General features: G+C 73.1%; 27 protein-coding genes. 15 read left to right on the plus strand and 12 right to left on the minus strand.

Annotated features, from left to right (window positions below):
- The first annotated feature begins 29 nt into the window (after positions 1–29).
- Complete coding sequence (locus tag ACZ50K_RS05610; RefSeq protein WP_468897840.1) at positions 30–1,499, plus strand: LVIVD repeat-containing protein; 1,470 nt, start codon at positions 30–32, stop codon at positions 1,497–1,499.
- Between the two features lie 12 nt (positions 1,500–1,511).
- Here ACZ50K_RS05610 and ACZ50K_RS05615 read toward each other — a convergent pair whose 3' ends face one another.
- From ACZ50K_RS05615 to ACZ50K_RS05630, 4 genes are all read right to left on the minus strand, one after another.
- Positions 1,512–2,144, minus strand: a complete 633-nt coding sequence (locus tag ACZ50K_RS05615) for a TetR/AcrR family transcriptional regulator (RefSeq protein WP_468897842.1) — start codon at positions 2,142–2,144, stop codon at positions 1,512–1,514.
- Between the two features lie 135 nt (positions 2,145–2,279).
- The gene (locus tag ACZ50K_RS05620) at positions 2,280–2,906 is read right to left on the minus strand and encodes a phosphatase PAP2 family protein (RefSeq protein ID WP_468897844.1); all 627 of its coding nucleotides are present in this window, start codon (positions 2,904–2,906) and stop codon (positions 2,280–2,282) included.
- A 35-nt stretch (positions 2,907–2,941) separates the two neighbouring features.
- Complete coding sequence (locus tag ACZ50K_RS05625; protein WP_468897846.1) at positions 2,942–3,877, minus strand: M56 family metallopeptidase; 936 nt, start codon at positions 3,875–3,877, stop codon at positions 2,942–2,944.
- 139 nt (positions 3,878–4,016) lie between these two features.
- A complete protein-coding gene (locus tag ACZ50K_RS05630; protein WP_468897848.1) occupies positions 4,017–4,472 on the minus strand; it encodes a DUF5134 domain-containing protein in 456 nt (151 codons plus the stop codon).
- A 139-nt stretch (positions 4,473–4,611) separates the two neighbouring features.
- Here ACZ50K_RS05630 and ACZ50K_RS05635 point away from each other — a divergent pair, with 139 nt between their 5' ends.
- The gene (locus ACZ50K_RS05635; protein WP_468897850.1) at positions 4,612–5,145 is read left to right on the plus strand and encodes a GNAT family N-acetyltransferase; all 534 of its coding nucleotides are present in this window, start codon (positions 4,612–4,614) and stop codon (positions 5,143–5,145) included.
- Between the two features lie 18 nt (positions 5,146–5,163).
- Here the strand turns inward: ACZ50K_RS05635 and ACZ50K_RS05640 are convergent, their stop codons facing one another.
- Both ACZ50K_RS05640 and ACZ50K_RS05645 read right to left on the minus strand, forming a co-directional pair.
- On the minus strand, positions 5,164–5,847 hold the full coding sequence (locus tag ACZ50K_RS05640; protein WP_468897852.1) for a glycerophosphodiester phosphodiesterase: 684 nt from the start codon (positions 5,845–5,847) through the stop codon (positions 5,164–5,166).
- Positions 5,848–6,037: 190 nt separating this feature from the next.
- Positions 6,038–6,685, minus strand: coding sequence for a PadR family transcriptional regulator (locus ACZ50K_RS05645; protein WP_468897854.1), 648 nt, complete (start codon positions 6,683–6,685; stop codon positions 6,038–6,040).
- Between the two features lie 50 nt (positions 6,686–6,735).
- Here ACZ50K_RS05645 and ACZ50K_RS05650 point away from each other — a divergent pair, with 50 nt between their 5' ends.
- The 5 genes from ACZ50K_RS05650 (at position 6,736) to ACZ50K_RS05670 (ending at position 11,904) form a co-directional block, all read left to right on the plus strand.
- Positions 6,736–7,878: an LLM class flavin-dependent oxidoreductase gene (locus ACZ50K_RS05650; RefSeq protein ID WP_468897856.1), complete on the plus strand. Its 1,143-nt coding sequence runs from the start codon at positions 6,736–6,738 to the stop codon at positions 7,876–7,878.
- Between the two features lie 125 nt (positions 7,879–8,003).
- Positions 8,004–9,410, plus strand: coding sequence for a DUF6421 family protein (locus tag ACZ50K_RS05655; RefSeq protein WP_468897858.1), 1,407 nt, complete (start codon positions 8,004–8,006; stop codon positions 9,408–9,410).
- Between the two features lie 26 nt (positions 9,411–9,436).
- Entirely contained in the window at positions 9,437–10,204 is a 768-nt protein-coding gene (locus ACZ50K_RS05660; RefSeq protein ID WP_468897860.1) for an SDR family NAD(P)-dependent oxidoreductase, read from the plus strand.
- On the plus strand, positions 10,183–11,262 hold the full coding sequence (locus ACZ50K_RS05665) for a threonine aldolase family protein (RefSeq protein WP_468897862.1): 1,080 nt from the start codon (positions 10,183–10,185) through the stop codon (positions 11,260–11,262). The genes ACZ50K_RS05660 and ACZ50K_RS05665 overlap by 22 nt, the downstream gene beginning before the upstream one ends.
- 42 nt (positions 11,263–11,304) lie before the next feature.
- On the plus strand, positions 11,305–11,904 hold the full coding sequence (locus ACZ50K_RS05670) for a transglutaminase-like domain-containing protein (RefSeq protein WP_468897864.1): 600 nt from the start codon (positions 11,305–11,307) through the stop codon (positions 11,902–11,904).
- Here the strand turns inward: ACZ50K_RS05670 and ACZ50K_RS05675 are convergent.
- Positions 11,840–13,183, minus strand: a complete 1,344-nt coding sequence (locus ACZ50K_RS05675) for an MFS transporter (RefSeq protein ID WP_468897866.1) — start codon at positions 13,181–13,183, stop codon at positions 11,840–11,842. The genes ACZ50K_RS05670 and ACZ50K_RS05675 overlap by 65 nt on opposite strands.
- A gap of 24 nt (positions 13,184–13,207) precedes the next feature.
- Between ACZ50K_RS05675 and ACZ50K_RS05680 the strand changes: the two genes are divergently transcribed.
- Complete coding sequence (locus tag ACZ50K_RS05680; RefSeq protein WP_468897868.1) at positions 13,208–13,759, plus strand: CGNR zinc finger domain-containing protein; 552 nt, start codon at positions 13,208–13,210, stop codon at positions 13,757–13,759.
- Between the two features lie 71 nt (positions 13,760–13,830).
- Here the strand turns inward: ACZ50K_RS05680 and ACZ50K_RS05685 are convergent, their stop codons facing one another.
- Positions 13,831–14,559, minus strand: a complete 729-nt coding sequence (locus ACZ50K_RS05685; RefSeq protein ID WP_468897870.1) for a lysophospholipid acyltransferase family protein — start codon at positions 14,557–14,559, stop codon at positions 13,831–13,833.
- 222 nt (positions 14,560–14,781) lie between these two features.
- Between ACZ50K_RS05685 and ACZ50K_RS05690 the strand changes: the two genes are divergently transcribed.
- The 5 genes from ACZ50K_RS05690 (at position 14,782) to ACZ50K_RS05710 (ending at position 19,281) form a co-directional block, all read left to right on the plus strand.
- Complete coding sequence (locus tag ACZ50K_RS05690) at positions 14,782–15,108, plus strand: TlpA family protein disulfide reductase (RefSeq protein WP_468897872.1); 327 nt, start codon at positions 14,782–14,784, stop codon at positions 15,106–15,108.
- 158 nt (positions 15,109–15,266) lie between these two features.
- Positions 15,267–15,806, plus strand: a complete 540-nt coding sequence (locus ACZ50K_RS05695; RefSeq protein WP_468897874.1) for a flavin reductase family protein — start codon at positions 15,267–15,269, stop codon at positions 15,804–15,806.
- 190 nt (positions 15,807–15,996) lie between these two features.
- The gene (locus ACZ50K_RS05700) at positions 15,997–16,782 is read left to right on the plus strand and encodes an electron transfer flavoprotein subunit beta/FixA family protein (RefSeq protein ID WP_468897876.1); all 786 of its coding nucleotides are present in this window, start codon (positions 15,997–15,999) and stop codon (positions 16,780–16,782) included.
- 54 nt (positions 16,783–16,836) lie between these two features.
- A complete protein-coding gene (locus tag ACZ50K_RS05705; RefSeq protein WP_468897878.1) occupies positions 16,837–17,811 on the plus strand; it encodes an electron transfer flavoprotein subunit alpha/FixB family protein in 975 nt (324 codons plus the stop codon).
- Between the two features lie 171 nt (positions 17,812–17,982).
- Positions 17,983–19,281, plus strand: coding sequence for a DUF6986 family protein (locus tag ACZ50K_RS05710; protein ID WP_468897879.1), 1,299 nt, complete (start codon positions 17,983–17,985; stop codon positions 19,279–19,281).
- Positions 19,282–19,349: 68 nt separating this feature from the next.
- On the opposite strand, the gene ACZ50K_RS05715 is transcribed toward ACZ50K_RS05710, so the two are convergent.
- Positions 19,350–20,336, minus strand: a complete 987-nt coding sequence (locus ACZ50K_RS05715) for a LacI family DNA-binding transcriptional regulator (RefSeq protein WP_468898479.1) — start codon at positions 20,334–20,336, stop codon at positions 19,350–19,352.
- 228 nt (positions 20,337–20,564) lie between these two features.
- Here ACZ50K_RS05715 and ACZ50K_RS05720 point away from each other — a divergent pair, with 228 nt between their 5' ends.
- Entirely contained in the window at positions 20,565–21,581 is a 1,017-nt protein-coding gene (locus ACZ50K_RS05720; RefSeq protein WP_468897881.1) for an NUDIX hydrolase, read from the plus strand.
- 38 nt (positions 21,582–21,619) lie between these two features.
- Here ACZ50K_RS05720 and ACZ50K_RS05725 read toward each other — a convergent pair whose 3' ends face one another.
- Positions 21,620–22,390: an MBL fold metallo-hydrolase gene (locus ACZ50K_RS05725; protein ID WP_468897883.1), complete on the minus strand. Its 771-nt coding sequence runs from the start codon at positions 22,388–22,390 to the stop codon at positions 21,620–21,622.
- Between the two features lie 144 nt (positions 22,391–22,534).
- Entirely contained in the window at positions 22,535–23,899 is a 1,365-nt protein-coding gene (locus tag ACZ50K_RS05730) for a M20/M25/M40 family metallo-hydrolase (protein WP_468897885.1), read from the minus strand.
- Positions 23,900–24,217: 318 nt separating this feature from the next.
- On the opposite strand from ACZ50K_RS05730, the gene ACZ50K_RS05735 reads away from it, so the two are divergent.
- Entirely contained in the window at positions 24,218–25,507 is a 1,290-nt protein-coding gene (locus tag ACZ50K_RS05735) for a geranylgeranyl reductase family protein (protein WP_468898482.1), read from the plus strand.
- A 91-nt stretch (positions 25,508–25,598) separates the two neighbouring features.
- Here the strand turns inward: ACZ50K_RS05735 and ACZ50K_RS05740 are convergent, their stop codons facing one another.
- Positions 25,599–26,312: an alpha/beta fold hydrolase gene (locus tag ACZ50K_RS05740; protein WP_468897887.1), complete on the minus strand. Its 714-nt coding sequence runs from the start codon at positions 26,310–26,312 to the stop codon at positions 25,599–25,601.
- Positions 26,313–26,384 lie beyond the last annotated feature (72 nt).

Genomic DNA, 26,384 nt, shown 5'->3' on the forward strand with positions numbered 1-26,384 from the left:
GGATTGAAGGGACTCCTAGGGAGGGCACAGTGAGCTCGACGCACCACACCCGTGTGCGACGCAGGAGGCTGGGGGTGGCCGCCGCGGCGGCCGGGCTCCTCGCCACGCTCATCACGGCGGGCTCCGCGGCCGCCACGCCGGACCCCGGCGACGAGCAGCGGACCCCGGCCGGATCCTCGGCGGCCCGCACCTCGATCGGCGAGATACCGGGCCAGGACAAGATCGTCCACAGCCGCAACATCAAGCACCTCGCGAACATACCGAGCGCCAACCCCGACGGCATCGAGACCGACATCGCCTTCCAGGGCCGCTACGCCTACGCGGGCAGCTACGACGGCTTCACCATCTACGACATCAAGAACCCGAAGACCCCCAAGACGGTCAGCCGGGTGCTCTGCCCGGGCGGCCAGAACGACATCTCGGTCTCCGGGGACCTGCTCTTCCTCTCCACGGACTCCTCGCGCAGCGACGACTCGTGCAACAGCGTGTCGCAGCCCGCCACAGAGAAGTCCTCCTGGGAGGGCATCAAGATCTTCGACATCAAGGACAAGCGGAACCCCCGGTACATCAAGTCCGTGGAGACCGCCTGCGGTTCGCACACCCACACCCTGGTGCCGGGCAAGCGCGACATCTACGTCTACGTGGCCTCCTACTCGCCCAACGCCGCCTTCCCGGACTGCCAGCCGCCGCACGACGGCATCTCGGTGGTGAAGGTCCCGAAGAAGGCCCCGACCCAGGCCGCCGTGGTGGCCTTCCCGGTCCTCTTCCCGGACGGCGGCAACCCGGGCGCGCCCGACAACCCGGGCGTCTCCAAGACCACCGGCTGCCACGACATCACCGTGCTGCCCTCGAAGAACCTCGCGGCCGGCGCCTGCATGGGCGACGGCATCCTCTTCGACATCAGCAGGCCGGAACGGCCGCGGGTGATCGACCGGGTGCAGGACAACGTCAACTTCGCGTTCTGGCACTCCGCCACCTTCAACGAGCGTGCGAACAAGGTGGTGTTCACCGACGAGCTGGGCGGCGGTGTCGCGGCCACCTGCAACGCCGCGACCGGCCCCAACCGGGGCGCGGACGGCATCTACGACATCACCGGCCGCGGGGACGCGCGCAAGCTGGTCTTCCGCAGCTACTTCAAGATCCCGCGGCACCAGGCCGACACCGAGAACTGCGTGGCCCACAACGGCTCGCTGATCCCGGTCGGCGGCGGTCGCGACATCATGGTGCAGGCCTGGTACCAGGGCGGCCTGTCCGTCTGGGACTTCACCGACTCCCGCCGTCCGAAGGAGATCGCCTTCTTCGAGCGCGGACCCCTCGACCCGACCGCCCTGAGCCTCGGCGGCTCCTGGTCGGCCTACTACTACAACGGCCACATCTACTCGAACGACATCGCCAAGGGCCTGGACGTGCTGCGGCTCGACGACTGGCGCACCGACAGCGCCAAGCGGGTCCACCTGGACGGGCTGAACGTCCAGACCCAGCCCGACTACCGCCGCTAGTCGCTCAGTGCCTCAGTTCCTCCCGCTCGACGTCCCGCCGGACGGGTTCCCCCCGTCCGGCGGGACGCCCCGGTCCCACTCCAGCCCGTACCGCTGGAACAGCTCACCGCGCAGCCGGGCCGCGTCCATCGAGGCCCCCGGCAGCAGCACCGCGAACACCGCGCCCATCAGCAGCGCCCGCAGCATCGGGTAGTCGCGGTCCGGGTCCGCCGAGCCGTACCGGGCCACCGTGTCCTTGAGCAGCTCCGCCAGCCGCTGCTGCTCCGGGCACTGCACGAACCCCTCGGCCTGCAGGATGCCCGCCATGTGCGTGCGCATCAGCAGCGGCCGGTCCAGGGCCAGCCCGAGGATCGCGTCGATCGCCCGGGCCAGCCGCTCCCGCCCGTCCTCGGTGCAGGGCTCCCGCTCCAGCGCCGCGTGCAGCGAGCGGTGCATCAGCCGGTGCACCGCCGACTGGAGCAGCTGGCGCTTGCCCGGGAAGTAGTACGAGACCAGTCCGCGGGCGGCGCCGGCGCGGTCGGCGATGTCCCCCAGGGTGGTCGATTCGTACCCGCGTTCGGAGACCAACTCCACCGTGGCCTGGAGCAACCGCTCCCTGGAGCGTCTCCGCAGTTCTTCATTGACCGATGCGCTACGCGGGGACATGCTGAACTCCTGCGTTGACTGGCTCGGAGCCAATATACTCAGCGCAGTGGTGCACCGGTGCTCGGCGACGCGGGGGATCGCCGAGCACCGATGTGTGCGCACCGCCTCGCGCCCGCGGGTGACCGAACGGGGCCCTCACCGGGGGGCGGGCCGCCGGCAGCCCGCCACGGTCGCGGCCACCAGGGCCACTCCCAGCAGCCAGCCGCCCAGCACGTCCGAGGGCCAGTGCACACCCAGCAGCACCCTGGTCAGCCCCACCCCGAGGACCGAGACCAGCACGGCGGCCCAGACCGCCGGCCGGGGCACCAGCCAGAGCACCAGCCCGCACACCACCGTCGCGGTCATCGCGTGCCCCGAGGGATAGGCCGCGTAGTGCGCGGAGTCCACCGGGTCCGGCCACACCGGCCGCTCCCGCCCCACCGCCGCCTTCAGCCCCTGCTGCACCACCGAGGCCACCACTCCGGCGATCAGGAAGCGCACGGCCAGCCGGCCCGAGCCCCGCCACCACAGGACACCGCAGACCACCGCCAGCAGCACCCGCATCGTCCAGGGGTCCCACACCCAGTCCGTCAGCACCCGGCTCAGCTGTGTCAGCCCCGGACTCGCCACCGCCTGCCGGTGCCAGGCCTCCGCCACCAGCACGTCGAACCGGATCAACGGCGGCCACTCCAGCACCACCAGGACCGTCAGCACCAGGGCGGCCGCCGCGCAGCAGGCCCCCGTCCACAGCGGCCAGCGTTCGTCCTCACCAGGCAGTCCCATGCCGGGGATCCTCCCACCGGGCCGGCCGCCGGCGGCTATGTCAGGGCCGCCAGACCCGGAACGAAGGCCACCAGCAGCGGCACCGCGGGCACCAGCGCGGCCAGCGCGGTCAGCCGCAGCCGGCGCCCCGCGGAGAGCCGGGGGTCCGCCGACAGCAGCCGGCGCACCCGCCGCGGCACGTCCGCCTGGGAGGTCCCGCACGGCCCGAACACCCCCCGGTCCTCGTTCAGCCCGACCAGGGCCAGCGCGATGGTCAGCCGGCCGAACCGGCGCGAGGCCACGTCGTCGGCGGCCAGCTCCACGAGATGGTGCATCCCCGCCCGGAACGCGGCGAACACCGGCACCTGCGGAAAGGCCCCGGACAGCGCCCCCGCGCAGTGCAGCAGCCAGTCGTGCCGGGCCGCCGCGTGCCCCTGCTCATGGGCCAGCACCGCGTCCAGCTGACGGCCCTTCAGGCGCCGCAGCGCCGCCGTGGTCACCACCAGCTGGGGGGCCGCCCCGGGCAGCCACCAGGCGTCCGGACGCTCGCCCTCCAACAGCACCAGCCGCACCCCGCCCGGATCCTCCCCGGGCAACAGCGGTGCCCGCAGCAGGAGTTCGGACCGGCGGGCCCGGCGCCGGGACCGCGCCCGCAGCACCTCCCGGGTCAGCATCACCCCGGTCCACAGCCCGCCGCCGGCCAGCAGCAGGGCCGTACCGGAGGCCCAGGGCCCGCCGGCGCCCAGACCGTACGCCTCGACCACCCCGTGCGGGGCGGTGGCGAACAGCCGGCCCCGCACCACCTCCCAGGCCGCCGCCGCGCTCAGCACCATCGACAGCCCCAGGCACAGCAGCACGCCGGCCACCGCGCACTGCCACACCCACAGGGCGACCACGGGTTCTCGTTCGGGCCAGTCGGCCCGGGACAGCAGGCGCGGGGCGATCGCGGCGGTCAGGATGCCGAGCAGCAGGAGAACGGCGGGGACCATCATGGCGCCAGCCTATGAGCGCGCGCCTACCTGCCGGTACGGCCCGGCGGCATTGGTGACGCAGGACACGTTTGCCGGGCCCGCCCGGTAGGGCCCGCCCCCGAGGGGCCCGCCCCGCAGGGCCCCGGGGCCGGTCGGCGGGTCAACCGGTCAGCAGCATCGCGAACATGCCCATCCCCATGGCCAGCCGGCACGCCCCCTGGAGCCCGCCCGGCCCGCCCGCCAGCCGGGTCCCGCCGTGCAGCACGTACCCGGAGTAGTAGAGCAGCAGCGCCCCGGTCAGCGCCGCCACCCCCGGCCACAGCGCCATGTACACCATGGCCAGCGAACCGATCAGATGGTGCGCGTGGTGGCCGCCCCCGGACCGCAGCCGCCAGGCCGCCCGGGCCGAGGAGGCGCAGAACACCGCTCCGAGCGCCAGGTGCACCGCCCGGCCGGCCCCCGCGGCCGCCGGCGCGGCCATCACCGCCATCCCCAGACCCATCACGGCGTCCGCCCGGCCCTCGGTTCTGCCCGCCCGCAGCAGGCAGTACCCGCCGCTGGCCGCGCACAGCAGCACCAGCAGCCAGGACAGCACGGGGGCGACGGAGTGGTGCACGGCGGAACCTCCCGGTTCGACGGCGACACCCAAGGAATGCCCGCACGCCGGACACCGCACGCCGGACGCCGCGTGCCGGAAGCGGCCGGTGCGGGCCGGGTTAGGCTTCGGCGAACCGACCGCACGAACGGAGCCGCCCATGTCCCCCGATGCCGCCCTCACCTTCCGCAGCGCCGCCACGGCCGACGTACCGGCCCTGGTCGCCCTGGTGGAGTCGGCGTACCGGGGCGAGGCCAGCCGGGGCGGCTGGACCACCGAGGCGGACTACCTGGACGGGCAGCGCACCGACGAGGCGGGGGTGCGCGAGGTCATCGAGAAGCCGGACTCGCTGCTGATGGTGGTCGAGCGGGCGGGCACCCTGGTGGCCTGCTGCCAGCTCGAACACCGCGGTGACCACGTCTACTTCGGGATGTTCGCGGTCCGCCCCGGACTCCAGGGCGGCGGCCTCGGCAAGGAGATCCTGGCCGAGGCCGAGCGGCGCGCCGGCGAGGACTGGGGCGCCAAGGAGATGCGGATGACCGTCATCAACGTCCGCGAGGAGCTGATCGCCTACTACGAGCGGCGCGGCTACCGGCGGACCGGCGAACTGACCCCCTTCCCCTACGGGAACGAGCGCTTCGGCCGTCCGCGCCGCCCCGACCTCGCCTTCGAACTCCTCGTCAAGCCGCTCTAGCGGTGTTGCGCACCGCCGTCAGGCGGTGAACCGGCCGGTCCGCCGGATCTCCGGGAAGTCCGTCGCCGCGCCGTCCAGTTCGAGGGCCCGCACCAGCCGCAGCTGCTCCTGGGTGTTCACGATCCAGCCGGTCACCCGCAGCCCCGCGGTGTGCGCCGACTCCACCGTCTCCAGGGTCAGCCGCCGGATGTCGAGGGAGACCGTCTCCGCGCCGGCGGCCAGCGCCCGGTCCACGATGTCCTCGCCGTACCGGCTGGCGGTCAGGGCGGTCCGCACCCCCGGCAGCAGCCGGGCGGTCTCGGCGAGCGCGGCGTCCTGGACCGAGGCCACCTCCACCCGGTTGGTCAGGTCCCGCCGCCGCAGCACCTCGGCCAGCGCCGCGGCGACGGTCCGGTCCGGCACGGAGACCCGCAGCGGGGTCCGGACCGCCTCCAGGACCTCGTCGAACAGCGGCACCCGCTCGCCGCGGCCGGCGTCGAGGCCGCGCAGTTCGGAGAGGGTGAGATCGACGACGGCACCGGAGCCGTCGGTGGTGCGGTCCACCTCCGGATCGTGCAGCACGACCAGGGCGCCGTCCTTGCTGAGCTGCACGTCCAGGGCGATGACGTCCATACCGGCGCGCTCCGCGCGCACGAAGGACCTGAGGGTGTTCTCCGGCTCCACGCCCATGACCCCGCGGTGACCGATGGTGAGGAAAGTCAAGGTTCTCTCGCTTCCGTCGACGGCGGCTGCCCGGCGACGGCCCGGTGTCCCGACCGGGCCGCCCGTGGGGAGGCATGCTAGTGCGCGCGGCGTGCGATGGGACCGGGCGTGCAGCGGCCCGGCAGGGCCGTCCGGCCGGTTCCCGCCAAGGGGTCCCCGCTCCCGCCCGGCGTCCGCCGACCGGGCCGCTTCACCCTGGCGTGGGCGAGTCCCCGCCGGCTTGACCGGAGCCGTCCCCGGCCCCGGGTCCGGGCGGGGACGCGGCGGCCTCCAGGGCCGTCAGATCGGCGAGCAGGGCCTCCGCGAGCTCCAGTTCGGCCAGGTGCTGCCGTTCGCTCCAGCGCAGCGTCAGGGTGGGGAACGCCCAGTCCCGGACCTCGGCCGCGTGCGTCATGGCCTCCCGTACGGAGGCCAGCTCGGCGCGGGTGCGCTCCTGGTGCTCCGTGACCATCCGGCGGAGCCGCTCCGGCTCGGCCAGGTGTCCCAGCCAGACCCGCAGCAGCAGTCCGTGCTTGAGCACCGGCGGGCCCGCCTCGGTGGTGTCCGCGGCCCATCCGGCCAGTGCCTCCCGGCCGGCCGCGGTGATGGAGTAGCGGCGCTTGGTCCGGGTCTCCTCCGGTCCGGAGCGCTCGGAGGCGGCGTAGCCGAGCTCCTCCAGCCGGCGCAGCTCGGCGTAGATCTGGCTGATCGCGGGCGACCAGTAGAAGAAGCGGAGGGAGGAGTCGGCCCACTTCTTGAGTTCGTAGCCGGTCCGCTCGCCGGGGAAGGAGAGGAGCCCGAGGACGGCCCAGGCGGTCGGCGGCAGGTCTTGCTTCTTCGACGTCTGACTACTAGTCATATTCCTATTCGAAGTGAAGCCGGGCAAGGGACGCGACTCTGGAGGCACCGTTGAAATTCTCCGTGATCTTCGAGGCTCAGCTGGCGGATCCGACCGTGGACCGGGAGCACCAGCTCATCCGCGACAGCGTCGAGCAGGCCGTGCTCGCCGAACGCATGGGCTTCGACCGGGTCTGGGCGGTCGAGCACCACTCGCTCAAGTGGTACGCCCACATGTCCGCACCAGAAATCTTCCTGACCTGGGTCGCGGCCAGGACGAACACCATACGCATCGGCCACGGGGTCGTGTGCATGCCCTTCAACTTCAACCATCCGGCCCGGGTCGCCGAGCGGGCCGCGATGCTCGACCTGCTCTCCGGCGGACGGCTGGACCTCGGGGCCGGCCGTGGCGGCACCGAGCAGGAGACCTCGCTGTGCGGGGTCGACCGGGAGCGCACCGCCCAGGAGGTGGAGGAGGCCCTGCGGATCATCGGCAGGGCCTGGCAGGAGGAGGAACTGGAGTACCACGGCGAGCTGATCCACATCGGCCCGCACCCGATCCTGCCCCGTCCGGTCCAGACCCCGCACCCGCCGCTGTTCCTGGCGTGCAGTCGGGCCGACACCCTGGTCCGGGCGGCCGAGCTCGGCATCGGCGCCCTGGTCATGGGGTTCGCCGGTCCGGAGTCCGTCGCCGCGATGCGCGAGGTGTACGACCGGGCGGTCGCCGCCCGGGACGGCCGCCTGCAGGTCTCCACGGTGGTCAACGACCACTTCGCGGTGCTCTGTCCGACCATCGTCCTCGACGACCCCGCCGAGGCCCGCCGGGTCGGCATCCGCGGCCAGCGGTTCTTCGCCCAGGCCATCGGCCACTGGTACGGGGGTGCCGGGGTCCCCGACGAGGCCGTGGTTCCGGGCGCCGACGAGGCCGGGGAGATGCGCCGGGCGGCCGAGCAGGTGGCGGCCCGGCTCCACGAGCAGCGGATCCCGGTCCGGCCCACCGCCACCGCCACCTTCAACGCCGACCACGCCTACGGCGGCGCGGACGACGCGATCGCCTACGTGGAACGGCTGCGGGACGCGGGCGCGGACGAGATCATGTGTCTGATCCAGATGGGCACCGTCCCCCAGGAGGCCTGTCTGGAGACCCTGCGGCAGTGGGGGGAGAAGGTGATCCCGCACTTCCGGGACGGCGGCCGCCGTGCGCCCCTCCGATGAATCGCGGGAAGAATTTCGGTGGATCCGGGGGGTGCGCAGGATAATTTCCCGCATCCCCTCTTGAGCGGGAGAGCCTTACATGCATACGCTGTCTTGACGTGAGGTTCTCCTGTGGAGGAAGTGACATGACGGAAACTCTTGTGCCGGGAATCGGCGGGGCCGTGATAACCGCCGGTGCGCGGGTGGTGGACCACCCTGCGTGGCCCGCGCTCAAGGCCGCCGTGGAGGAGATCCGCCCCTGGCAGTCCAAGGACGGCTCGATCGACTTCGAGGCCGAGGGCGCTCCCGCCCGGGAGGCCGTCCAGGAGGCCGTGATCCGGGTGATCGCCGCGGTCGAGGAGCTCTCCCCGCTCCTCCCGCACGCCGCCGACTACCACCGGGCCCTCGTCGCCGACCTGCGCAAGTGGGCCGAGAGCGGCTTCCCGGTGCCGGACTTCCTCGACTCCCTGCTGGCCTTCCAGCCGGCCGCCGAGCGTGCCGACGGCCTCCAGCACCTCGTCGTGTTCCCCATGTACACGCAGAACGGCAACCCGGACCGCAACCTGGAGGCCGTGGCCCTCAAGATGGTGTGGCCCGAGTGGCTCGCCGAGCTGGAGCGCACCCGGTACGACAACCCGCTGTTCCTCGGCATCACCTTCGAGGACTTCACCGCGGGCTACGACACCAACTCCGCCGTGCTCTTCCCGGAGACCATCGCCGTCCGCGAGGCCCCCGAGCGCTTCACCTGGGGCGGCATCTTCTGCGACCGCGAGGCCGCCCGCTTCCGCAAGGTCACCGAGGCCGCCGTCGACACCCTGGGCATCGACCTGCCCGCCGACATCGCCGCGATGATCACCGACCAGGAGCGCTGCGAGAAGGCCTTCGTCCTGTGGGACATGGTCCACGACCGCACCCACAGCCACGGCGACCTGCCGTTCGACCCCTTCATGATCAAGCAGCGCCAGCCGTTCTGGATGTACGGCCTGGAGGAGCTCCGCTGTGACCTCACCGCCTTCAAGGAGGCCGTGAAGCTCCAGGCCGAGGGCAACGAGCACGGCCGCGACGTGCAGTACGCCGTGCTCTTCGACCGGATGTTCCGCTTCCCGCTCTCCGGCGACCGGGTCCGCAACTACGACGGCCTCGGCGGCCAGCTGCTCTTCGCCTACCTCCACAAGCACGACGTGGTGCGCTGGACGGACAACAAGCTGCGCATCGACTGGGAGCGCGCCCCGCAGATCACCAACCAGCTCTGCGGCGAGATCGAGGACCTCTACCGGGCCGGCATCGACCGCCCGAAGCTGGTCCACTGGTTCAAGGCCTACGAGCTGGTCTCCACCTACCTGGCCCCGCACCCGGGCTCCAAGTGGGCCAAGGGCCCCGACGCCCTGGACCTGACACAGCCGCCCCGCAAGCTGGTCGACGACGTGCTTCCGGACGAGTTTCCGCTCAGCATGTTCTTTGAGGCGCTCGCCAAGAAGCTCAAGGGAGTGATCGCCTCGACCAAGGGGATCACCGCGCGCAACGCCGACGAAGCCGAGCGGAACGCCGCGTGAGCCCCCGCCCCCAGGAGGGTCACAGCATGAACGATTCCGTGAACGGCAACGGGAACGGAAGTCTGAGCGGAGCGGTGGTGGCGGTGGCCGGGGCCGGCGGGCCCGCGGGCCGCGCCGCCCTGATCCGGCTCGCCGAGGCCGGAGCCGTGGTCGTCGCGGCCGACGCCGACCCGGCCCGGCTCGCCGAGGCCGTGGACGCGGCCCGGTACGCCCACGGCGGCGCCACCGTCACGGGTGACACCGTCGACCTGCTCGACCTGGACGCCACCAGGGAGTGGGCTGCCCGCACCGAGAAGGAGTTCGGGCGGATCGACGGACTGGTGCACCTGGTCGGCGGCTGGCGCGGCAGCGCCTCCTTCACCGAGACCGACCTCGCCGACTGGGACTTCCTGGAGAAGCTCCTGATCCGCACCGTCCAGACCACCACCATGGCCTTCCACGACGGCCTGCTGCGCAGTGACCGCGGCCGTTATGTGCTGGTCAGCCAGTCCGGCGCGCACAAGCCGGTGGCGAACAACGCCGCCTACAACGCGGGCAAGGCCGCGGCCGAGGCCTGGACCCTGGCCATGGCGGACTCCTTCCGCAAGGCCGGAGGCGAGGACGGGCCGCAGGCCGCCGCGGCGGTCCTGGTGATCAAGGCACTGGTGCACGACGCGATGCGTGCCGAGCGGCCGAACGCAAAGTTCGCGGGCTTCACCGACGTCAAGGAACTGGCCGAGGCCATTGCCGGCGTCTGGGAGCGGCCCGCCCCGGAAGTGAACGGACAGCGTCTGTGGCTCACCCCGCAACCGTAAGGACCGACGCCCGTCGGCACCACGATCCGACGGTGCGCGGGTTCGCGAGCGATAACTACGCGGGCGCCCACCCCGAGATCCTCGCGGCCATCGCCCTCGCCAACGACGGCCACCAGGTCGCCTACGGCGAGGACGAGTACACCGAACACCTGCAGAAGGTCATCCGCAGCCACTTCGGCCCCTACGCCGAGGCCTTCCCGGTCTTCAACGGCACCGGCGCCAACGTCACCGCCCTCCAGGCGATGACGGACCGCTGGGGCGCGGTGATCTGCGCCAGGAGCGCGCACATCAACGTGGACGAGGGCGGCGCCCCGGAGCGGATGGCGGGCCTGAAGCTGCTCACCGTCGACACCCCGGACGGCAAGCTCACCCCGGAGCTGATCGACCAGGAGGCCTGGGGCTTCGAGGACGAGCACCGGGCCATGCCGCAGGTCGTGTCCATCACCCAGAACACCGAGCTGGGCACGGTCTACACCCCGGAGGAGGTCCGGGCGATCTGCGAGCACGCGCACGCGCTGGGCATGAAGGTGCACCTGGACGGTGCCCGGATCGCCAACGCGGCCGCCTCCCTGGACGTGCCGATGCGGGCGTTCACCAACGCGGTGGGCGTGGACGTGCTGTCGTACGGCGGCACCAAGAACGGCATGCTCTTCGGCGAGGCCGTGGTGGTGCTCAACCCGGACGCGGTCCGGCAGATGAAGCACATCCGCAAGATGTCCATGCAGCTGGCGTCCAAGATGCGCTTCGTCTCCGTGCAGTTGGAGGCCCTGCTGGCCAAGGACCTGTGGCTGCGCAACGCCCGGCACGCCAACGAGATGGCGCAGCGGCTGGCGGCCGGGGTCCGCGAGGTCGACGGGGTGGAGATCCTCTACCCGGTGCAGGCCAACGCGGTGTTCGCCAAGCTGCCGCACGAGGTGTCCCGGCGGCTCCAGCGGCGCTACCGGTTCTACTTCTGGGACGAGGCGGCCGGACACGTGCGCTGGATGTGCGGGTTCGACACCCAGATCGAGGACGTGGACGGGTTCCTCCAGGCGCTGAAGGAAGAGCTCGCCCGATAAATATGCGGTCGGCGTCATAGGTATTCGGTAGGCTCCTGGGTCATGGAACTGATCCAGGAGCACTCCGAGCTGTCCGCCTATCTCGCCGAGGACCAGGTCATCGACCACGGCCATCCGCTGGTCCGGCAGACCGCCGACACCCTCCGGGCCGCCACCGGCGACCCCGCCGGATACGCCGAGGCGGCCTTCGAGTACGTCCGCGACACCGTCCCGCACTCCGCCGACTCCGGCGATCCGCGGGTCAGCTGGCGCGCCTCGGAGGTGCTCGCCACCCGCAACGGCATCTGCCACGCCAAATCCCACGCCCTCGTCGCCCTGCTGCGCGCCCGGGGCATACCCGCCGCCCTCTGCTACCAGCGGCTCACCGAGGACGACGGGTCCGACCCCATGGTCCACGGGCTGATCGCCCTCCGGCTGCCCGACCGGGACGGCTGGTCCCGGCTGGACGCCCGCGGCAACAAGCCGGGCGTGGACGCCCGCTTCTCCCTGGACCGGGAGCGGCTCGCCTTCCCCGTCCGGCCGGAACTCGGCGAGGTGGACTACCCGCTGCTGCACGCCACCGCCCACCCGGCCGTCCTCAGGGCGCTCCAGGAGTCGGCGGACCGGCCGGAGCTGTGGCGGAACCTTCCGACGGAGCTGTAGCCGACCCCGAGCCGGCCGCCGGAACCGGCCGCGGACCCTCCCCGCCGCCCGTCCGCTCCCCGCCGCCCGTCCGCACCGACAGGTGCAGCAGCGCCGCGGCCGTCTGCAACCCGGCGATCACCAGCAACAGGCTCCGCGGCTCCGCCCCGGCGGCCAGCCCCACCAGCGCCGCGCCCGCCGAGGCCGCCGTCAGCTTCAGACCAGCGCCCAGGGTGAACACCTGGGTGCGGACGGCATCCGGTGCGTACTCGGCCCGGACCCGCAGCGTGGCCGTCAGCAGCGGCCCGTCGCACAGCCCGGCCAGCGCGAAACCGGCCGCCGCCCAGGGCAGCGAGGGCGCGAACGCCGCCGCGGCCAGCGCCGGACCGGTCCCGGCCAGCGAGAGCCGGGCCAGCCGCCCGGGCTCCATCGGGGCCCGCACCGCGCTCAGCCGGGCCACGCCCAGCGATCCGGCGAGCGCCCCGACCGCGAAGGCCGTCATCAGCACCCCGCCCCCGCCGGGACTGCCCAGCCGGGTCGCGAACAGCACCGAGGTGGTGGTCAGCGCCCCGATGCCGACGAAGGCGAGCGAGGTGGCCGAGGTGATCGCCCGCAGCTGCGGCACCCGCCACAGGGCCGCCAGGCCGGCCCCCAGCCCCGGCGCGCGGTCCGCGGCCGGAACCGCGGCGGGCCCCTTGGCGGGACCCGCGGCCGACGGCGCCGGCGGCGCGTAGTGCAGGGTGCCCGCCAGGACCGCGGCGAGCGCGCCCGAGCCCGCCAGCAGGGCCGTCGCCGGGCCCGGGGAGACGGCCGCCGCGACCAGGCTCACCACCGCCGGGGCGGTCACCGCGGCGGCGTTGTAGGTGGAGGCGTCCCAGGCGTAGGCCCGGTCCCGCCCCGGACCGGCCGGCACCAGTCCCGCCACCAGGCTGGACAGCCCGCCGGTGACCATCGGGCCGCAGCAGCCGCCGACCACCGCCACCGCCAGCACCACCGGGGTGGGTGCCCGCCCCAGCAGCACCGCCAGCGCGGCCACCGCGAGGGCGAACCCGGCCAGCGAGCCCACGTAGAACAGCCGGGGGCGCCGCACCCGGGAGGCCAGGGCCCCGGCCAGCGGTGCGGCCAGGACGTGCGGGGCCAGCCAGGCGGTCAGGACGAACGCGCCGTGCGCCGGGTCCCCGGTCCGGTCCAGGGCCAGCAGCACCAGCGCGATGCCCACGCCCTCGGAGGCGAACCGGCCGGCCAGGGCGGCCGCCAGATAGCGCGGGAACCCGGCGCCGGGTATCCGTAACGTCTTCATGCGCCAAGACGTTACAGTGAGGGCATGAACGGTTTCCACCCCGCCCAGCGGCTCGTCGACCTCGCCGAAGCGGTCCGGGCCGACCCCCGGGCCTCCCGGGACACCCTCGTGGGCCTGCTCGCCCGGCACGGGGAACGGCCGGAGGACCTCAAGGAAACGGCCTTCACCGAGGCCGACGCGGAGGAACTGAGGGCGGCGGCCCGGCGGATGGGGGAGGTCCTCGCGGAGACCGACGCCGACCGGGCGGCCGGGAGCCTCAACGCGCTGTTCGAGGAATGCGGGGCCCGCCCCCGGCTGGTCCGCCACCAGGATCATCCGTGGCATCTGCACGTGGACCGGGAGGACTCGGGCTGGGGTGACTGGTTCCTGGCCGCGGGAGCCCTCGCGCTCGCCCAGCTCTGCACCGCGCACGGCCGGATCGCCTGGGGCGCCTGCCCGTCCCCCGGCTGCGGCCGCTACTTCCTGGCCACCGGGCCCGGCAGCCCCCGCCGCTACTGCTCCACCCCCTGCGCCACCCGGGAACGGGTCGCCGCCCATCGCCGCCGCAGGCGGGAGGACGCGGACCGGGCCGGCTGAGGCGGGCCCGGGGGCGAGGTGTTCGTGATGTCCGTGGAGCCCACGGTGTCCGTGGGGCTCCGGGTCCGTGCCTAGGCCGCGTCGGATTCCTTCACCTGGGCCGGGGTGGGCGCCGTGCCGCCCAGGTGGGCCGGCAGCCACCAGGAGTCCTCGGGACCCTTGGGGCGGGCCGGGTAGGCCTGCTGGGCGGCTTCCAGGAGCTCCTGGACCCGCTCGCGCAGCCGCCGGGTGATGGCTCCCGCGTACTGCCCCACCGGGGCCTCGATCGGCTCGCCGACCCGCATGGTCACCGGGATGTGGCTGCGCCGCAGGTCCTTCGGGCGGCCCTTGGTCCACATCCGCTGGGTGCCCCACAGCGCCACCGGGATCAGCGGGACCCCCGCCTCCTGCGCCATCCGGGCCGCACCCGACTTGAAGCTCTTCAGGCAGAACGACTGCGAGATCGTCGCCTCGGGGAACACGCCGATGATCTCTCCGGCGCGCAGCGAGGCCAGCGCATGCTGGTACGCCGACTCGCCCTGGGCGCGGTCCACCGGGATGTGCTTCATCGCGCGCATCAGCGGCCCGGACACCTTGTGCCGGAACACCGACTCCTTCGCCATGAAGCGGACCAGCCGCTTGGACGGCCGCGCGGTCAGCCCCGCGAAGATGAAGTCGAGGTACCCGATGTGGTTGGAGACCAGTACCGCCCCGCCCTTGCGCGGGATGTTCTCGGTGCCCTTCATGTCGATCCGGACGTCGAGCGCCTTGAAGAGGGTGTGCGCGGCGCCGATCACCGGCGGGTAGACGAGTTCAGCCATCGGGGGACGTCCCGCTTTCTGCCGTGGGAGGTGGGAGGTGCTCCCGGCTGAGAAGTTACGCCAACGTAGGTTACGTGGCATGGGGATCGTGCCCGATACGCGCCCGCGTGGCCAGCCCAGAAGCCCGGACCAGGGGAGATTCTCGTCACGCCGGGAATGCGTCGCGTGCCGGGTGTGCTCGGATGACCGTACGAACACACCGGTACGGGGGAAGGAGCGGATGTGCGCGCACCAGGGGAGTGCCGGTCGCTGGAGGCCGGCGAACTGGGGGCGGAGCGGGGGGAACGGGCCACCCTGGTCCAGTTCTCCAGCGCCTTCTGCCGGCCCTGTGTCGCCACCCGGCGGGTCCTCGCCGAGGTCGCGGCCATGGTGGACGGGGTCGCGCACATCGAGGTCGACGCCGAGGAGCGGCTGGACCTGACCCGGGCGCTCGACGTCGCGCAGACCCCCACCGTCCTGGTGCTGGACGCCTCGGGGCGGATCGTGCGCCGGGCCGTCGGCATGCCCCGCAAGGCCGATGTGATCGCCGCGCTGGGCGCCGCCCTGTGAACGCCGGGGCGCACACCCCCGGTCACACCCCGCCGCCCGCCCCGGACCGCGCCGCAGAGCCCCCAGTGACGCGGCTGACATCTGGCGGAAGCCGCTTGACGGCGCGCGCGGGTGATCGACAGGCTGGCGGGACGCGGTACGAAGAGAAGGATTTCCACATGACGGCCCCGTCCGGCCTCGCCACTGCCCAGCAGGGTTCGCCCGAGCTGCTCCGCTCGGTCTTCCGGCAGCACGCCGCCGGTGTCGCGGTGATCACCGCGCTCGACGGGGACCGGCCGGTGGGCTTCACCGCCACCTCGCTCAACTCGGTGTCCGCCGAGCCCCCGCTGCTCTCCTTCTCCGTCGGCACCGGGTCGTCCAGCTGGCCGGCGCTGTCCGCGGCCGGCTCCGGGCTGCTCGGGGTGCACATACTCGGGGAGCATCAGGGGGACCTCGCGCAGGTGTTCGCCCGTAGCGGAGCCGATCGGTTCGGTGCCGGCACCGGGTGGCGGCCGGGTCCGTACGGGGTACCGGTGCTGGAAGGGGTGCTGGCCTGGCTGGTGTGCCGGGTGGTGGCCCGGGTGCCGGCCGGGGAGCACCGGGTGGTGATCGCGGAAGTGGTTGCCGGGGAGCCGCTCGGGGAAGGCCGCCTGGAGGATGCCGGCGGCGGCCGTCCGCTGCTCTACCACGGAGGCCGTTTCAACGCGCTGCGGGACTGAATCGTCCCTCGTGCCCCCGTTGTCAAGGTCACAGTCGAGTGGCCTTGCAACCTGGTGGAACGCACGCTGTACTGACGAGTAACATTTCGGTGGGAGCGCGGACCGCCCCGACCGGGAGACGGCCGAGAAGGCGCCTATGCTGCCAATACAAGGCAGCAGCCAGAAGAGACGATGCAGTAGGAGAGCCGGCGTGAGCTTGAGGATCGTTGTCTGTGTGAAGTACGTGCCCGACGCCACCGGCGACCGGCACTTCGCCGATGACCTGACCGTCGAACGCGACGACGTCGACGGCCTGCTGTCGGAGCTCGACGAGTACGCCGTCGAGCAGGCGCTGCAGATCGCCGACGAGGCGGACGACGCGGAGATCACCGTCCTCACGGTCGGTCCCGAGGACGCCAAGGACGCCCTGCGCAAGGCGCTGTCCATGGGCGCCGACAAGGCCATCCACGTCGAGGACGACGACCTCCACGGCACCGACGTCATCGGCACCTCGCTGGTGCTGGCCAAGGCCGTCGAGAAGGCCGGGTACGACCTGGTCATCACCGGCATGGCCTCCACCGACGGCACCATGGGCGTGCTCCCGGCCGTCCTCGCCGAGCGTCTGGGCGTCCCGCAGGTCACCCTGCTCTCCGAGGTCAAGGTCGAGGACGGCACCGTCACCGGCCGCCGCGACGGCGACTCCGCCAGCGAGCAGCTCCAGGCCTCGCTGCCCGCGGTCGTCTCCGTGACCGACCAGTCGGGCGAGGCCCGCTACCCCTCCTTCAAGGGGATCATGGCCGCGAAGAAGAAGCCGGTCGAGTCCTGGGACCTGTCCGACCTGGACCTGGAGTCGGACGAGGTCGGCCTGGAAGGCGCCTGGACCGCCGTGGACTCCGCGGCGCAGCGCCCGGCGCGCACCGCCGGCACGATCGTCAAGGACGAGGGCGAGGGCGGCAAGCAGCTGGCCGAGTTCCTGGCCGGCCAGAAGTTCATCTAGGACTTCGGCACCACCCGTCCCCCCATCGCTTCGCAACTGCAGGAGAGCAGTCCCATGGCTGAAGTTCTCGTCTACGTCGACCACGTGGACGGTGCCGTCCGCAAGCCCACCCTCGAACTGCTGACGCTGGCCCGCCGCATCGGCGAGCCCGTCGCCGTCGCCCTGGGCGCCGGTGCCGCCGGCACCGCCGCCGTCCTCGCCGAGCACGGCGCGGTCAAGGTGCTCACCGCCGAGGCCGCCGAGTTCGCCGACTACCTCGTCGTACCCAAGGTGGACGCCCTCCAGGCCGCCTACGACGCCGTGTCCGCCGGCGGCTCCCTCGCCGCCGTCCTCGTCCCCTCCTCCGCGGAGGGCAAGGAGATCGCGGCCCGCCTCGCGGTCCGCATCGGCTCCGGCATCATCACCGACGCCATCGACCTGGAGGCCGGTGACGAGGGCCCGGTCGCGACCCAGTCCGCGTTCGCCGCCTCCTTCACCACCAAGTCCCGCGTGTCCAAGGGCACCCCGGTCATCACCGTCAAGCCGAACTCGGCCCCGGTGGAGGCCGCCCCGGCCGCCGGCGCGGTCGAGGAGCTCGCCGTCACCTTCGGCGCCCTCGCCACCGGCACCAAGGTCGTCTCCCGCACCCCGCGCGAGTCCACCGGCCGCCCCGAGCTGACCGAGGCCGCGATCGTGGTCTCCGGCGGCCGCGGCATCAACGGCGCCGAGAACTTCCACATCATCGAGGAGCTCGCGGACTCCCTCGGTGCCGCCGTCGGCGCCTCGCGCGCCGCCGTCGACGCCGGCTGGTACCCGCACTCCAACCAGGTCGGCCAGACCGGCAAGTCGGTCTCCCCGCAGCTGTACATCGCCTCCGGCATCTCCGGCGCGATCCAGCACCGGGCCGGTATGCAGACCTCGAAGACCATCGTGGCCGTCAACAAGGACGCCGAGGCCCCGATCTTCGACCTGGTCGACTACGGCGTGGTCGGCGACCTCTTCGCCGTCGTGCCGCAGCTGACCGAGGAGATCAAGTCCCGCAAGGGCTGATCGCCTGACCTGCGCAGATCCTGCGCGGACTGTTCGGCCCGGGGCCGCGTGGTGACTCTCACCACGCGGCCCCGAGCCGTTTCCTGCAAGCATTGACTGAGCGGAATGCCCTGACTAAATTCTGCTATGCGGATCAATGCTTCCGTGAAGCGGAAAAGAGGAGAGTGCAGGATGGGTCAGCAGGAGAAGGTGGCGACGAGCCTCGCCGGCGCGGTCAGCGAGGGCATCAGCGCCTCCCTCGCCCCGGTGGACGCGGAACTCGCACGCCGGTACCCGGGTGACCCCGGCACCCGCCAGCCGATCCACACGGTCTACGTACCCGGCGACGTCTTCACCGCGGACACCGTCCGCACCTGGGGCGACCAGGCCCTCGCCGCCCTCGACGAGCACGCCCCGGACGCCGCCACCTTCGGCAAGGTCCTCGGCATCGACGACGCCCTCGCCACGACCGTCTACGAACGGGTCCGCGCCAAGCTGGCCGCCGAGCCCATCGAGGACCTCCGGGTCGACTTCGAGGACGGCTTCGGAGTCCGCTCCGACGAGGAGGAGGACCAGGCCGCCGCCCGCGCCGCCCGCCTCATCTCGGAGGCCTACTCCAACGGCACCAACGCCCCCTACATGGGCATCCGGATGAAGTGCATGGAGTCCAACGTCCGCGACCGCGGCCTGCGCACCACCGATGTCTTCCTCTCCGGCCTGCTCGCCCACGGCGGCCTCCCGGACAACCTGGTCCTCACCCTCCCCAAGGTGACCTACGCCGAGCAGGTCTCCGCGTTCGTCAAGCTGCTGGAGGCCTTCGAGAGCACCCGCGGCCTGCGCCCGGGCCGGATCGGCTTCGAGATCCAGATCGAGACCAGCCAGTCCATCCTGGCCTCCGACGGCACCGCCACCGTGGCCCGCATGATCGACGCCGCCAAGGGCCGGGCCACCGGCCTGCACTACGGCACCTTCGACTACAGCGCCTGCGTCGGCGTCTCCGCCGCCTACCAGTCCAGCGACCACCCGGCCGCCGACCACGCCAAGGCGATCATGCAGGTGGCGGCAGCCGGCACCGGGGTCCGCGTCTCCGACGGCTCCACCAACGTGCTGCCCATCGGCACCACCGAGCACGTCCACGAGGCCTGGAAGCTCCACTACGGCCTCACCCGCCGCGCCCTGGCCCGCGCCTACTACCAGGGCTGGGACATGCACCCCGGTCACCTGCCCACCCGCTACGCGGCCGTGTTCACCTTCTACCGCGAGGGCCTGGAGACCGCCGCGGCCCGGCTGAAGGCCTACGTCGCCAAGATCGAGGGCGATGTCATGGACGAGCCCGCCACCGCCAAGGCGCTGGCCGGCTACCTGGTCCGCGGCCTGGACTGCGGCGCCGTCGGCTCCGACGAGGTCGCCGCGCTGACCGGCCTGACCCGCGCCGAGCTGGACGCCTTCGCGATCCCGCGCCGCTCGGCCACCCTCACGGCCGGCGCGTAACCGCCCACGCACCCCGCGGGGCCCGTCCGGAACCTCCCGGACGGGCCCCGCGGGCGTACGCCGGAAACTCAGTCCGCGGGCGGCAGCTCGCCCGAGCCCCGGGGGACCAGCCGGGTCGGCAGCTCGATCCGGGCCGGCGGCGGGGCCGCCCCGGACAGCCGGCTGAACAGCCGGTCGGTGGCCACCCGGCCCATGGCCGCCGCGTCCTGGGAGACCACGGTCACCCCGGGCCGCAGCAGATCGGCGAGCTCGAAGTCGTCGAAACCCACCAGGGCCACCGGACGGGTGGAACCGGCCAGCACCCGCACCACCGTCACGGTCACCCGGTTGTTCCCCGCGAACAGGGCGGTCACCGGCTCCGGACCGGCCAGCATGGCCCGGGCCGCCTCCGAGACCCGTCCGGGCTCGGTGGAGCCGAGCGACAGCCAGCCGGCGTCGACCGGCAGCCCGGCCGCCTCCATGGCCGCCCGGTAGCCGCGCAGCCGCTCGGTGGCGGTGTGGATCCGGGGATGGTCCCCGATGAACCCGATCCGCCGGTGCCCGTGCGCGATCAGATGCGCCACCCCGTCCCGGGCCCCGCCGAAACTGTCCGAGAGCACCACGTCCGCATCGATCCGGCCGGCCGGCCGGTCCACGAACACGGTGGCCACCCCGGCCCGGATCTCCGGCTCCAGATAGCGGTGGTCCCCGCCCGCCGGGATCACGATCAGCCCGTCCACCCGCCGGGCGCACAGCGCGAGCACCAGCTCCTGCTCCCGGTCCGGGTCCTCCGCGCTGGAGCCGTTGATCAGCAGCGCCCCGTGGGCCCGGGCGACCTCCTCCACCGCGCGGTTCAGCGGACCGTAGAACGGGTCGGCGAGGTCCTCCAGGACCAGGCCCACACTGGCGGTACGGCCCTTGCGGAGCACCCGGGCGCTGTCGTTCCGCCGGAACCCGAGCGCGTCGATGGCCTCCTGGACCCGGCGCCCGGTGTCCGGGGTCACCCCCGGCTCCCCGTTCACCACCCGGGAGACGGTCTTCAGGCCGACCCCGGCGCGGGCCGCCACGTCCTTCATCGTCGGCCGGTTGCCGTAGCGGGGCTCGGACGGGCGGCGGGAGTGCGGCACGGGACGGAAACCTCCGGGTGGTCAGTGGCCCGGCCTCGCCGGCCGGGTAGGCCTCTGACCTTGAGGATAAGCACTCGGCCGACAATCGGGTTTCCGTGACCGGGTGTTCCGGGCAAGCCACAGGGGGCATCGGATGAGCGCGCACGAGATCGGATGGGGTCTGATGAGGGGGGACACGTGATTGTCTGGATCAATGGCGCCTTCGGGTCCGGGAAGACCAGCGCTGCCTGCGAGCTGACCGCCCTGGTTCCGGACGGAGTCCTGTTCGATCCCGAGCTGATCGGCGACGCGCTCCGGGAACTGCTGCCGGCCAAGCGGCTCGCCGAGGTGACGGACTACCAGGACCTGCCGAGCTGGCGGCGGCTGGTGGTGGACACGGCGGCGGCGCTGCTCGCGGAGGTCGGCGGGGTGCTGGTGGTCCCGATGACCCTGCTGCGGCAGGACTACCGGGACGAGATCTTCGGCGCGCTGGCAGCCCGCCGGATCCCGGTCCGCCATGTGCTGCTCACCCCAGCAGAAACGATCCTGCGGGAGCGGATCGCCACCCGCCCCGACCCGGCCGTACGCGCCTGGTGCACCGAGCACATCGCCCCCTACCGGGAGGCCCTGACCTGGCTCGCGGCGGACGCCCACCCGGTGGACAACGGCTCGCTGACCCCGGCCCAGACCGCCGAACGCATCGCGCGGGCGGTCCGCACCGGCGCCGCCGAGGTCTGTGAGATCGTCCAGACCCCCGAACCGACCCGGGAGACGGTCGCCTCCGGTGTGCTCCTCTTCGACGCCCGGGACCGGGTCCTGCTGGTGGACCCCACCTACAAACCGGGCTGGGAGTTCCCCGGCGGAGTGGTCGAACCGGGAGAGCCCCCGGCCCGGGCCGGGGTCCGGGAGGTCGCCGAGGAACTCGGGCTGGCCCTGGAACACCCGCCGGGGCTGCTGGTCATCGACTGGGAGCCGCCCGCGCCGCCCGCCTACGGCGGACTGCGCCTGCTCTTCGACGGCGGCCGGCTCACCGACGCGGACGCGGCCCGGCTCCGGCTGCCGGGCCCCGAACTCCGCGAATGGCGCTTCGTCACCGAGCGCGAGGCCGCGACCCTGCTCCCGCCCCAGCGCTTCGAACGGCTCCGCTGGGCCCTGCGCGCCCGGGAGCGCCGCACCGTGCTCAACCTGGAGTCCGGCACCCCGGTGGGGACTTAGGCCGTCACGGGGAGGTGTCCGCCGGGCGCCGCGGCCCGTCAGATGGCCGCCGGTTCGGTGGCTGCCGGGCCGGTGGTCGCCGGGGCCGCGGCCGGCTGCCCGGTGGCCGCCTGTTCGGCCGCCGCCTCCGCCGCGGCGGTCCTGAGCGCCTCGGCGGTGCCGGTGGCCACCGGGTCGCCGTGACCGAAGCAGGCGACGGAGGGGGCCAGCGCCGCCAGCCGGGCCAGCGAGGCGATGGCGGCCGCCCGGTCCACGTTGAACACGCCCAGCATCACCGTGCCCACCCCCGCCACCGCGTCCCCGGTGAAGAGCACCCCGTGCGCGGGCAGGTGCACACTGATGCTCCCGTCCGTGTGCCCGGGCGAATGCACCACGAACGCCCCGTCCCCGAAGGGGAGTTCGGCGCCGTCCTCCACCTCCCGGTCTACCCGGGTGGGCGGGGCCTGAGGAGCCGTCAGGGCGTGCTCCCAGAAGGGGAGTTCCCAGTCCAGCAGCACCGGCGGGGGAATCGGGGCCTCGCCCCGGATCACCGGGGCCTCCAGCCGGTGGGCGAGGATCTCCGCCCCCCAGCGGTCCGCCAGCTCGCCCGAGGAGCCGACGTGGTCGCCGTGGCAGTGGGTCAGGACGATCCGTTCCAGCCGTTCGGGCCGCAGCCCGAGGGAGCGCATCGCCTCGTCGATCTCCCCGGCCGAGCCGGTCCGGCCGGCGTCGATCAGGGTCAGGGCCCCGCCGTCCTGCCAGAGATAGGCCTGGCCGATGGGGAAACGGAGCATGTGCAGTCGGCTGGGAATGACCTCTACGAGTTCCATGCCGCGACGCTACGCAGCGAACCCCGCCCGGAGCGCCGGAGTACGCCGGGAGCGAGTACGCCCAGAGCACAGGCCCCACCGGGAATATCCGGCCAGGGCCCGAAGGCCCCGGCCAGCCGGTTCACCGTCGCGTGCGACGGTCCGTCAGACCCGCTTGGATTCCGCGTAGTTGACCAGGAACAGCGCCTCCGCCACCGACAGCCGCTCCAGCTCCTCCGGCGACACGCTCTCGTTGACCGCGTGGATCTGCGCCTCCGGCTCGCTCAGCCCGATCAGCAGCATCTCCGCCTCCGGGTACAGCGAGGTCAGCGTGTTGCACAGCGGGATCGAGCCGCCCATGCCGCTGATCTGCATCTCCTGCCCCGGGTACGCGGTCTCCAGCGCGGACCGCATCGAGGCGTACGCCGGGCTGTCCGTGTCGGCCTGGAACGGCTGCCCCTGACCGACCACCTCCAGCTCCAGCCGGGCCTGCCACGGGGTGTGCGCCACCAGGTGTGCCTCCAGCAGCTTGATGGCCCGCTCGGTGTCCGTGCCCGGCGGCACCCGCAGGCTGACCAGCGCGGACGCGCTCGCCTGCACCGACGGGGTGGCCCCCACCACCGGCGGGCAGTCGATGCCCAGCACGGTGACCGCGGGGCGCGCCCACAGCCGGTCCGCGATGGTGCCCGAACCGATCAGGCCGACCCCGTCCAGGACCTTGGCGTCCGTGCGGAAGTCCTCCTCCGGATACTGCAGGCCCTCCCAGACGGCGTCCGAGTCCAGCCCGTCCACGGTGGTCGACCCGTCCTCGGCGCGCAGCGAGTCCAGCAGCCGGATCAGCGCGGCCAGCGCGTCCGGGGCCACCCCGCCGAACATCCCGGAGTGCAGGTTCCCGCCCAGGGTGTCGATCTTCACGCGGAGCAGGCACATTCCGCGCAGGGTCGCGGTGACGGTGGGCAGACCGGGGCGGAAGTTGCCCGCGTCGCCGATCACGATGGCGTCGGCGGTCAGCAGCTCCGGATGCGCCTGCGCGTACTGCTGGAGGCCGCCGGTGCCCTGCTCCTCCGAGCCCTCGACGATCACCTTGACGCCCACCGGCACCCCGCCGTTGGCCTTCAGGGCGCGCAGCGCCAGCAGGTGCATGATGAACCCGCCCTTGCAGTCCGCGGCCCCGCGGCCGTACCAGCGGCCGTCGCGCTCGGTCAGCTCGAAGGCCGGGGAGATCCAGGCCGAGTCGTCCAGCGGCGGCTGCACGTCGTAGTGCGCGTACAGCAGTACGGTCGGGGCGCCGGCCGGGCCGGGCAGGTACCCGTACACCGACTGGGTGTCGTCCGGGGTGTCGAGCAGGGCGACGTCCTGGAAGCCCTCGGCGCGCAGCGCGTCCGCGACCCAGGCGGCGGCGGCCTCGCTCTCGCTCTTGGGGAACTGCGCCCAGTCCGCCACCGACTGGAAGGCCACCAGCTCGCCGAGCTCCGTCTTGGCACGGGGCATCAGCGAGGCGATGGTCTCGGCGATCGGGTTGGGCGACATGGGCACGCTCCTCTTGGGTGCGACGTTGTGGTACGTAGGCCGGGTAAGGCGTTCGATGCTTCCGATCCTCGCACAGCGGGAGGCGGCGGCGACTCGCCGTAGGATTTGCCGGGCAGCGGAGCAACCGGGTGATCAGGAGCATCAGCACACGTGAGCAGCGACGACGTACGCGACGGGGCAGGGCAGGCGGAGGCCGAGGGCGTGGCCGGGGGCGCGGCTGAGGGACCGGCCGGAGAACCGGCCGGGGGGACGGCCGAGGCGCCGGACGGGACCCCGGCCGGGGAGCCCGCCGACGGGGAGCGGGCCGCGGAGCCCGCCGTGGCCGGGGCCGCGACCGGGGGTGCCCGTGGGGGCGCCGACGAGGTCTGGGACGTGGTCGTGGTCGGCGCGGGCCCCGCCGGGGCCTCCGCGGCGCATGCGGCCGCCTCGGCCGGGCGGCGGGTCCTGCTGCTGGAGAAGGCCGAACTGCCCCGCTACAAGACCTGCGGTGGCGGAATCATCGGCCCCTCGCGGGACAGCCTCCCGCCGGGCTTCGTCCTGCCGCTCCAGGACCGGGTGTACGCGGTCACCTTCTCGCTGAATGGCAAGCTCGCCCGCACCCGCCGATCCCGCCAGATGCTCTTCGGGCTGGTGAACCGGCCCGAGTTCGACGCCGGACTGGTGGCCGCCGCCGAGAAGGCGGGGGCGGAGCTGCGGACGGGCACGGCGGTCGCCCGGGTGGAACAGCACGGGCCGGAGGTCCCGGACCGGCGGACCGTCGCGGTGGTCCTGGCCGACGGGGAGACCGTGCTCGCGCGGGCCGTGGTCGGAGCCGACGGCAGCGCCAGCCGGATCGGCGCCCATGTCGGCGTGGAGATGGGCCAGGTGGACCTGGGCCTGGAGGCCGAGATCCCCGTTCCGGAGACCGTCGCGGAGGACTGGAAGGGGCGGGTCCTGATCGACTGGGGCCCGCTGCCCGGGAGTTACGGCTGGGTGTTCCCCAAGGGCCGCACCCTGACGGTCGGTGTGATCTCGGCGCGCGGCGAGGGCGCGGCCACCAAACGGTATCTGGAGGAGTTCATCGCCCGGCTCGGGCTGGCCGGCTTCGAACCGTCCATCTCCTCCGGACACCTGACCCGCTGCCGCACCCCCGAGTCCCCGCTGTCGCGCGGCCGGGTGCTGGTCGCCGGGGACGCGGCCGGACTCCTGGAACCGTGGACCCGGGAGGGAATCTCCTTCGCCCTGCGCTCCGGCCGGCTGGCGGGGGAGTGGGCGGTACGGGTCGCCGAGGCGCAGGACGCCGTGGACGCGCGCCGGCAGGCCCTCAACTACGCGTTCGCCGTCAAGGCCGGGCTGGGCGTGGAGATGGCGGTCGGCAAGCGGATGCTGACCGCCTTCGAGGCCCGGCCGGGCCTGCTGCACGCGGTGCTCACCGGGGTCCGCCCGGCCTGGCGGGCCTTCGCCCGGATCACCCGGGGCTCCACCACCCTGGCCGAGATGGTCCGGAGCTCCCCTCTGGCGGGCAAGGCCCTCCGCCTCCTGGACGGCCACCAGTCCCGCACCGCCGGCGCCGCGACCCGCCCCGCGGACCGGGAGGTTCCAGAGGACCGGGAGAACCGCGAGGCCTGAGCCCCGAGCCCCGGCGGCCCCCATTGCAGGGTGCCGCCGGGCGCGGGCCGGGCCCGGGGCCGCACCGTCTCGTCGGGAGACGCGCCCGCCCTCACTCCACGGCAGCACCCAGCAGAACCTCGGCCAGCTGGTGCGGCCGGGAGAACATCGGCCAATGGCCGGTGTCCATCCGGACCAGCCTCCAGCGCTCGCTGTTCAGCAGTTCGGCCACATCCTCGTCGGGCTCGGCGTCCTCGGGCTCGGTCCCCGGCATCACGCACAGGACGTACGTCCCCGGAAGTTCCGCGAGCGGCCCCGCCAGCACGGCGGGCTCGGTCAGCGTGGCACCCGGGTGCGGCGTCGAGCCGTGCACCAGGCGGGCGATCTGCTCGTCGGAGAGACCCTCGCCGTCGAAGTGAGCCGCCGGGGAGGGCGGCCAGAACCCCCCGTTCTCGGCGATCGACGCCTCCACCGCCGCCCCGCCGTCCGGCCAGGCGGAGAGGAACGACTCGCCGTCCGTGGGAACGCTCGCGTCGACGAACACCACGCGGGCCAGTCGGTCACCGATCCGCTCCGCGGCCTGCCCCACCGGGATGCCCGAGTAGCTGTGACCCACCAGGACCACATCGCGCAGCCCCAGACGTTCCACCTCCGCGACGATGTCCTGGACATGAGTCGCCTGCCCCGCCGGGACACCCTGCTTGTCCGCAAGACCGGACAGCGTCAACGGATGGACGCCGTGGCCGGCAGCGCGCAGCGACGGCACCACCTCGTCCCACGCCCACGCCCCGAGCCGCGCACCTGCGACCAGTACGAAATTCACCATCCGCGCACCGTATCCGTCCGGCCTGACGATCTCCCACCGGATAATTCCGGCGCTCGCGCTCGCGTTCGTGCT

Source organism: Streptomyces sp. NPDC033845 (assembly GCF_055576225.1).